This window comes from Paenarthrobacter sp. CM16, assembly GCF_013179505.1.
Lineage (GTDB): Bacteria > Actinomycetota > Actinomycetes > Actinomycetales > Micrococcaceae > Arthrobacter.
On the sequence record NZ_JABMCX010000247.1, the window covers coordinates 1 to 6,944 of the forward strand.

Annotated in this window: 5 protein-coding genes; all 5 read right to left on the reverse strand. The window is 55.2% G+C overall.

Annotated features, from left to right (window positions below; translation table 11 throughout):
- On the reverse strand, positions 1-2,590 hold a 2,590-nt coding region (locus tag HP499_RS18345; RefSeq protein WP_172325621.1), incomplete at its 3' end, for a glycosyltransferase.
- A 41-nt stretch (positions 2,591-2,631) separates the two neighbouring features.
- Positions 2,632-2,970 (reverse strand): hypothetical protein, encoded by a 339-nt coding sequence (locus tag HP499_RS18350; RefSeq protein ID WP_172325622.1) that lies wholly within the window; start codon positions 2,968-2,970, stop codon positions 2,632-2,634.
- A 38-nt stretch (positions 2,971-3,008) separates the two neighbouring features.
- A complete protein-coding gene (gene wecC / locus HP499_RS18355) occupies positions 3,009-4,307 on the reverse strand; it encodes a UDP-N-acetyl-D-mannosamine dehydrogenase (protein ID WP_172325623.1) in 1,299 nt (432 codons plus the stop codon).
- 16 nt (positions 4,308-4,323) lie between these two features.
- Positions 4,324-6,000: a glycosyltransferase gene (locus HP499_RS18360; RefSeq protein ID WP_309138420.1), complete on the reverse strand. Its 1,677-nt coding sequence runs from the start codon at positions 5,998-6,000 to the stop codon at positions 4,324-4,326.
- 232 nt (positions 6,001-6,232) lie between these two features.
- Positions 6,233-6,944 (reverse strand): ABC transporter ATP-binding protein (locus tag HP499_RS18365; RefSeq protein ID WP_172325625.1); only part of this gene is annotated, 712 nt, incomplete at its 5' end.

The following is a 6,944-nucleotide window of genomic DNA, read 5'->3' on the forward strand; positions in this document are numbered from 1 at the left end:
CCATAATCGCCAACACCTCAGGATCCTCCCAGACTATGGGCGCGTATATCTGCCCTAGCTGCTGGATCAACTCAACGCATTCGGGGACGTCGGCCTCAGGTACGCGCTTCAGTTTGTGGATAAACCAGTGCTTCATGAATGTCTGGGCACGTCCCGCTTTGTAGTCGGGCATCAGTCCGACTTCTTCAAGCCAGGCGGCACGAGCCTTCTCCAGGGGAAAATACTTTTGGTAGAACCGTGGCCCGAGCGTATTTACTACAGAGTTCTCCACGGCACCGTAATAGATGTGGATTGGTACTTCGAGGACGTCGATCCTGCGGGCGTAATGTACCAACTGCTGGAAGAAGAATGAGTCCTGTCCCAGTGCTCCCACGGGCTGCTCAAGGTTAAGGCTCTTAACCCATGCGGAATTAATCACAGCTGCTTGGATACTCATCGGATAGAAGTCCAAGCGACTGAGGAGACTTTCAGAGACGTCGTCGCCCTCTACGGGCGAGATATTCAAATGGCGGCCCAATTTTCGGGAGTTATGGAAATTCCTGATTCCGTCTGAATATCTGAGCATGTCACCCAGTGCCAAGTCCAGCGATTCATCAGTAGCAAGCTGAACGAGCTTCGCATAGCCGTCATAGATCGCTTCATTATCTGGATCCAAATACGTTATCCAAGGCGCCGTTGACAGTTCCAAGCCTTTATTTCGTGGCCTGGACGCACTACCGGAGCCCGTATCCCCGAACTTGAAGACACTGACCTGGTTGTACCGCTCCGCTAATTCGTCAAGTATTTGATGCGTGCGCAGATCCGTCGATCCATCATCAACCAGGATGATCTCCATCTTGGTGAAGATGGATGAACGCTCAAGGGACCTGATGCATTTGTGAAGCAGGAAAGGGCCGTTGTTATGAACGGGCACGATGACGGAGAGCAACGCTTCGTCCGAAGCCGGCATCGAGTCTGATAGCACCAGGGATTCTTCACGTCCGGCAATGCCCAGCGGATCGAGTACGTAGCCGCTGCCTCGAACGCGGTCATTACGGAGATACATTTCGCCTGCGTCGGACTCGAGCCACAATGCGCCGGCAGAAGGTTCCGGCAACGTCGAAAAGGACTCATGCTCGGGCATCTTGACTGTGTCAATGCCGACATTCGGCATTGACTTCGTGACGAAATCAACGTCCGCGTACTTGAACGCGTTAACCAGGTCCTCAACATAGGTGGGGCTGTATCTGAACCTGTCCGAAACGGGTACGGCTATATCAAACTCCCTGTACCGTTGGCGCAACTGCTCGGGGCTGACTGTTTCAATTCCCCTGACAGTCTGCTCCCGAACCACCCGCTGCAGTTCCTCGGAAGGTGACTCCATGACGGCGCACACCCTTGACCGCGAAGCTCCCGTTGACAGGCCCGCCGCCTCCAAAATCTCTGCCATGCGATCGTGAGCAAGGTGATCGGTGTAGGCCCGTCTTAGACCTTCCATTTGCACTTCGTAGAGGCTGCTCTTGGACATTCCGTCGAGAACGTCCCGAACATCTGACGTAGTTTGGGCCGTCAGCACGTTGGGGAATCTGTTGTTGACTCCCACGTTATAGTTCGACAACACCATTGACCCCATGGCCTGAAGTTCAACAACCCGGTTCGCGTACATCGAAGAACTGGAGATAACCGAGTTGAGGTTGATATTGAAGTCGGAGATCCGCTGGAGTTTCAAAAGCAGATCATGATCAACGGTGGGCACCACATGCTGAAGGTACTCTTCCGGGAAAAAGTACCTGCTGTTCTCCAATGACCAGTTGCGGTCAATGATCACGAGGTTTCTAGACGATTCGAGGACACCATCGAAGATGGCTTTCGCTCCTGATCGGCGTGCAGGGTATCGCTGTGTATGCCATGAACCAGCGAACAAAACATCCGGGAGACGGTGTCTCCGGGAGTACACCGGTGAGTGGTGATATGGATTCACGCCGAAACTCAATACTCCAACTGAACTCGCATCCGGGCAATCCCTTGTGTAGTCAGCAACGCTTTCTGCTGCACACGTGAATACATGGTCGGCTGCCTTGGCGATGCTCAGGAACTGGCTGTAGTTTGGCGGATCTTCTTTGGAGTAGAAGGCAATTGGCACCCCTTTGGCTCGGAAGTACGGGACGACCTCTTCGAGAAGGAACTTCCTCTTCTTCGACGTGGGGGTCGCAAGCCCTTTCCATTCACCTCTGAGTCCGCGCCAGGTACTCGCTATGAGCAATAGCCCGGCGTTGTCGGCGATGTCCTGGTAGTTTTCCAGGGTGACATAGCTCAGATTGGCAGTTGAGTCGAAGCTCTTGTAAAGAAACTCATCGGCAATAATGGCAACGTCAACCGGGTGGGGACGGAGACTTCTCGAACCCAAGGTTTCGGGAATCTCATCCAAAACAGGGCGGAGGTCATCAATGTAACCCTCTATGTGTGACGCATTCCGTCGCGAGAGATACTTTCGTTTTGTGGTCGAAGGCATAGCGGGCTCGCCAGCGAGCACTGAATCTATGTAGAACTTCGAAGTGTAAAACCCCGGCCGTGAGTCCGACACAGTTTCACAGTATTCGAGTTCTTCCAATCGCTTCTTAGCCCGCCACAGGCGATTCTCCGTGTCACCCATCAGGCTTTCCCCCGTCCTTGGCGCCTGCGCAGGCGCCAGTACTTCAGCTGCAGCGCACCGAGCGCCGAGTTGGACAATGCTGCGAGTTTCTTTTCGCGCTCCGCGAGTTCCCGCTGGCTGGCAGCATATTTCTCCCGGTACATGTCCAGTTTCAGGCGGGCCGTGAAAAGCTCCTGGCTGAACTGCCGCCTTTCGGCTACCACAGAGGCCATCTCCACTTCCCGCTGATACGCGTCGCGCAACTCAGCCTGCAGTTTTTCGATCTGGACATTGTGGGCAAGCGCCGCACGGCTAATGCCCTGCCGAATCAGCTCGACGTCCCCGTTGTTAGGGTCCATAAGGTAGTGAGTCTTCCTCTGTGGTAGCCGAAGTGCCGTCAGTTGACGGCGTGGACTACAGTGGCAGCTGCTTCTACGGTGAGATCAGTTCCCCAGATGCCGCGGGAGTCAATTACCGTCTTGCCTGCGTAAGCCGCCGGCGAGATGGACTTGAATTCATCGTGGTCCACCAAAACTACAATGACGTCGGCTTTGGAAATGGCCTCTTCGGTGCCTACGAGCTCCACATTGGATCGGTCCCGAAGAGCTGCGGGGAGTGCCTCTACGTGCGGCTCCACGACCAACAGCTTGGCCGTAGGAAGCTGTTCAGCCAGTTCAGCTGTGATGCCGATGGACGGCGACTCGCGCAGGTCATCGATGTTTGCCTTGAACGCCAGGCCAAGCGTGGCGATAACGGGTGCGGCTCCAACTTCCTCGGCTGCCTTGCGCGCTTTGGCCACAACCCATTCGGGCTTGGCATCGTTGGTGATGCGTGCTTGCCGGATGAGCTGAGCTTCCTCCGGGGCCGCCGCCACAATGAACCACGGGTCCACAGCGATGCAGTGACCCCCCACGCCTGGACCCGGCTGCAGGATGTTGACCCGCGGGTGGTGGTTTGCCAACCGGATCAATTCCCACACATCGATTCCGAGCTTGTCGCTGATGATGGAGAGCTCATTTGCAAAGGCAATGTTCACATCGCGGTAGGAGTTTTCAACCAGCTTCGCCATTTCAGCAGTCACGTCATCAGTAACCAAGATTTCCCCTTGGCAGAAGACTGCATAGAGGTCTTTCGCCAGTTCTGCGGCGGCGGGCGTGATGCCGCCCACAATGCGGTCATTCGTGACGAGTTCGATCATTACGCGGCCTGGCAGAACTCGCTCGGGGCAGTGAGCAAAGTGAATAACAGGGGCGCCATTGGCTCCGTCAAGCGAGAGGTCAGGCCTCAGAGCGAGAATATAGTCAGCCATGTGGCGCGTGGCGCGAGGAGGCGAAGTCGACTCGAGAATAACCAGTTCGTCGCCTTTGAGCTGGGGTGCTATTCCGCGAGCGGCGGCCTCAATGTAGCTCAAGTCGGCAGAATGATCGTCGCGGAACGGGGTCGGCACAGCCACAATGTAGGCCTCTGCAGATGGAGTCTCCGTTGTTGCCCTAAGGTGTCCCTGGCTCACGGCACCTGCCACGTGGACACCGAGGTCGGGTTCCACAAATGGGACCTCGCCTCGGTTTACTGCATCGACCGTGTTTTGGTTTACGTCGATACCAACGACGTTGATCCCATTGGTCGCAAGGATGGCGGCAGTCGGAAGCCCAATATATCCAAGGCCAACAACAGCTACTGTTTTGATGTTTGTCATTTACTTCCCCTTTTTGTTAAACAGTGATGAGTTCTTTGGGATTTCCAAAGAACCTGATTTCGCCGGACGCGGCCAGTTCCTCATCTGAGACATTCCAGGTATGACCGTCGCCCTGCCGGAACTGGCAGAAGTTGAATCTGTCGGCAGAATAGATGGAGCCGCCCGCTGTGGTGACGGCTTTAAGAAAACCTGTATCTTCTCCACGGTTAACGGCTTCAAAAGGATGGGATTCGAAGACCTCGCGACGCGCCGTGATAGTTGGTCCCACGACGAAACGGGTTAACCGGTGTTCCATGTGAGCAATCCGGAGAACAGTCGCCTTTGTTGATGCAAAGTGCATGTAGTGGGCTTGCTTACCCACTACATCTGCCTTCGAGTAGTCAAGCGCATGCAGGAGGTCCACGAGATATTGAGGACCGTAGTAGTCATCATCATCCATCTTTGTAAGTACTTCACTCGATGATGCTGCGACACATAGGTTCAGGCACTCGCCCAAGGTCAAGTCCCGGGACGCGGCCAGAAGCTTGAATCGTTGAACCCCGTACTTTTCGGCCAGACCTTGCACACGGTCCATGGGAACTTCAAAGCCGTGCGTAAGTAAGACCAACTCAACGTCAACGTCCGATTGGCTTCCGATGGTGGCGAAGACATGCTCCAGTTGATGCGGCCGAATGGTCGGCACGAGAGCACTGACTGTTGGCAGGGCAACCCGACGCACACGCTCCGGGAGAACAGCTTCGATTATCGTTTCCGCGCGGTGGGCATACGTGTGCTCGCTCCAGATTCGTCGTTGGCCCTTATGAACTACTCGATCATTGAGTTCGGGGCTGCGGGCCAACATTCTGATCTGATGTTCACCTTGTTCCTGTGACCCCGCTACGAAAACCTCATCCGGTTCGAAGAAGTGACCAATGGCCGCGCTCGGCGTAGAGACTATAGGTGTCCCCGAAGCGGTGATCTCAAAAATCCTTCGCGCGCACATGCTGGGCGAACCAACCACGGAATTAACGTTAAGAAATACCTTGTATGCCCTGTACGCAGTGAGCATTTTTGCGTAGTCCAGGCTACCAACTACGTTCTCGTTGAACGGTACTGGAAACTGGTAGCTGGAGTCACCACCTAGTTGGCGCGAAAATATGTCCAGCCTTGGCCCTGACTTGGACGAGGCGTCCCTTGCCGCACTGAGCAGTAGATCCATCTGCTGCCGGCGTTCAGGGTACTTGTGAGCAAAGTACATTCCGGCGAAGGCCACTCCTCTTGAATGGCGACCCTCTCCAATGCGAACCGGATTATGGATTGCCGGCTGCGCAGCAAACGGCAGCGGAGCTATGCGGTCATGGCCCAAGTCCCTTTGATAGGAGGGAATACGGTCTGAATCACTCGTGAAGACCACGTCGAACTCACGTGCTGCAGGGAGGAAGTCCTCGTAGTGAGGCGGATCCTCCTTGTTCCAAAAGACTGTGGGAATCTGCCGCGCACGGCACCACGCCATCAATTCCAAGAACTCCGGCTTTGGTCCGGATGTACCCATGAGTTGGTACTTCCAAGAGCCTTGGTTGCCGCTCCAAGCAGACTCTACGAACAGGAAATCGATGGACGTTTCCGCCAACTGCTCCTGCCATGAGTCTTTGCGGAGGTGCAACAAGTTCCATTCAAAGGAGTACGCTGCACTTGAAAAATCATCCAGAATCACGCCGACTCTGAGATCCTGGCGTCGCGGATCACGATCAGGTACGCGATAGGGCCCAAAGGATGCAAGATTAGCGGGCCCCGAGCCAGAAGAACCAGCCCTCGTCTTTCGGTTGCCTCGTGGACTGTTAATTCGCTTCTCGACTTTTTGTCTCCTGCGCCACTCCAAGAGCTGGTTCAGTCCTCCCTGTCGGTAATGCCAGGCAGCTTTGCGAATGTCCTCGATTACTAGCATGTCAGCGCCCTTCCATCCGACGCCCGCTGGCTCGCTCGAGCACACGTGTAGCCACAAGGTTTGCGCGGGCTTCATCCTTGATACCTGCGGCTGTGAGGTTGTTCCCACGGGAAAGGTTGGATGAGAAGTCTTTGTAAGTAGCTGTCACGTCTTCAGCGGGCCCGTCCATGATGAGTTCACCCTTATCAAGCCAGATCACCCTGCTGCACATGTCCCGGATGGTGTCCAGGCCATGGCTGACGATGAAGACGCAGCCCGCTTGGGCCCGCAGCTCATCCATGCGTGCTTTACTCCGGTTGTTGAACTGCGCGTCTCCAGTATTCAGCGCCTCATCGACAAGGAGGATTTCAGGATTGACAGATGCTGCAATGGCAAAGCGTAGTCGGGACGCCATGCCCGAGGAGTACGTTTTCATCGGAAGGAAGATGGCGGAATCCAGACCTGAGACTTCGACGATACTGTCGAAACGAGCATCGATCTGCTCCCTGGTCATACCCATAGCGAGGCAGCCCAGAACAACGTTTTGATCGCCGGAAAGTTCAGGGACCAGTGCGGCATTGACGCCAAGGAGAACGGGAGTGCTTGAAGCATAAACAGCACCGTGGGTCGGCGCCACTTGGCCGCTGATCAACTTCATCATTGTGCTTTTTCCGGAACCATTACGGCCGATGATGCCAACAGACTCGCCCCTTTCCACAACCAAAGAGATCTCT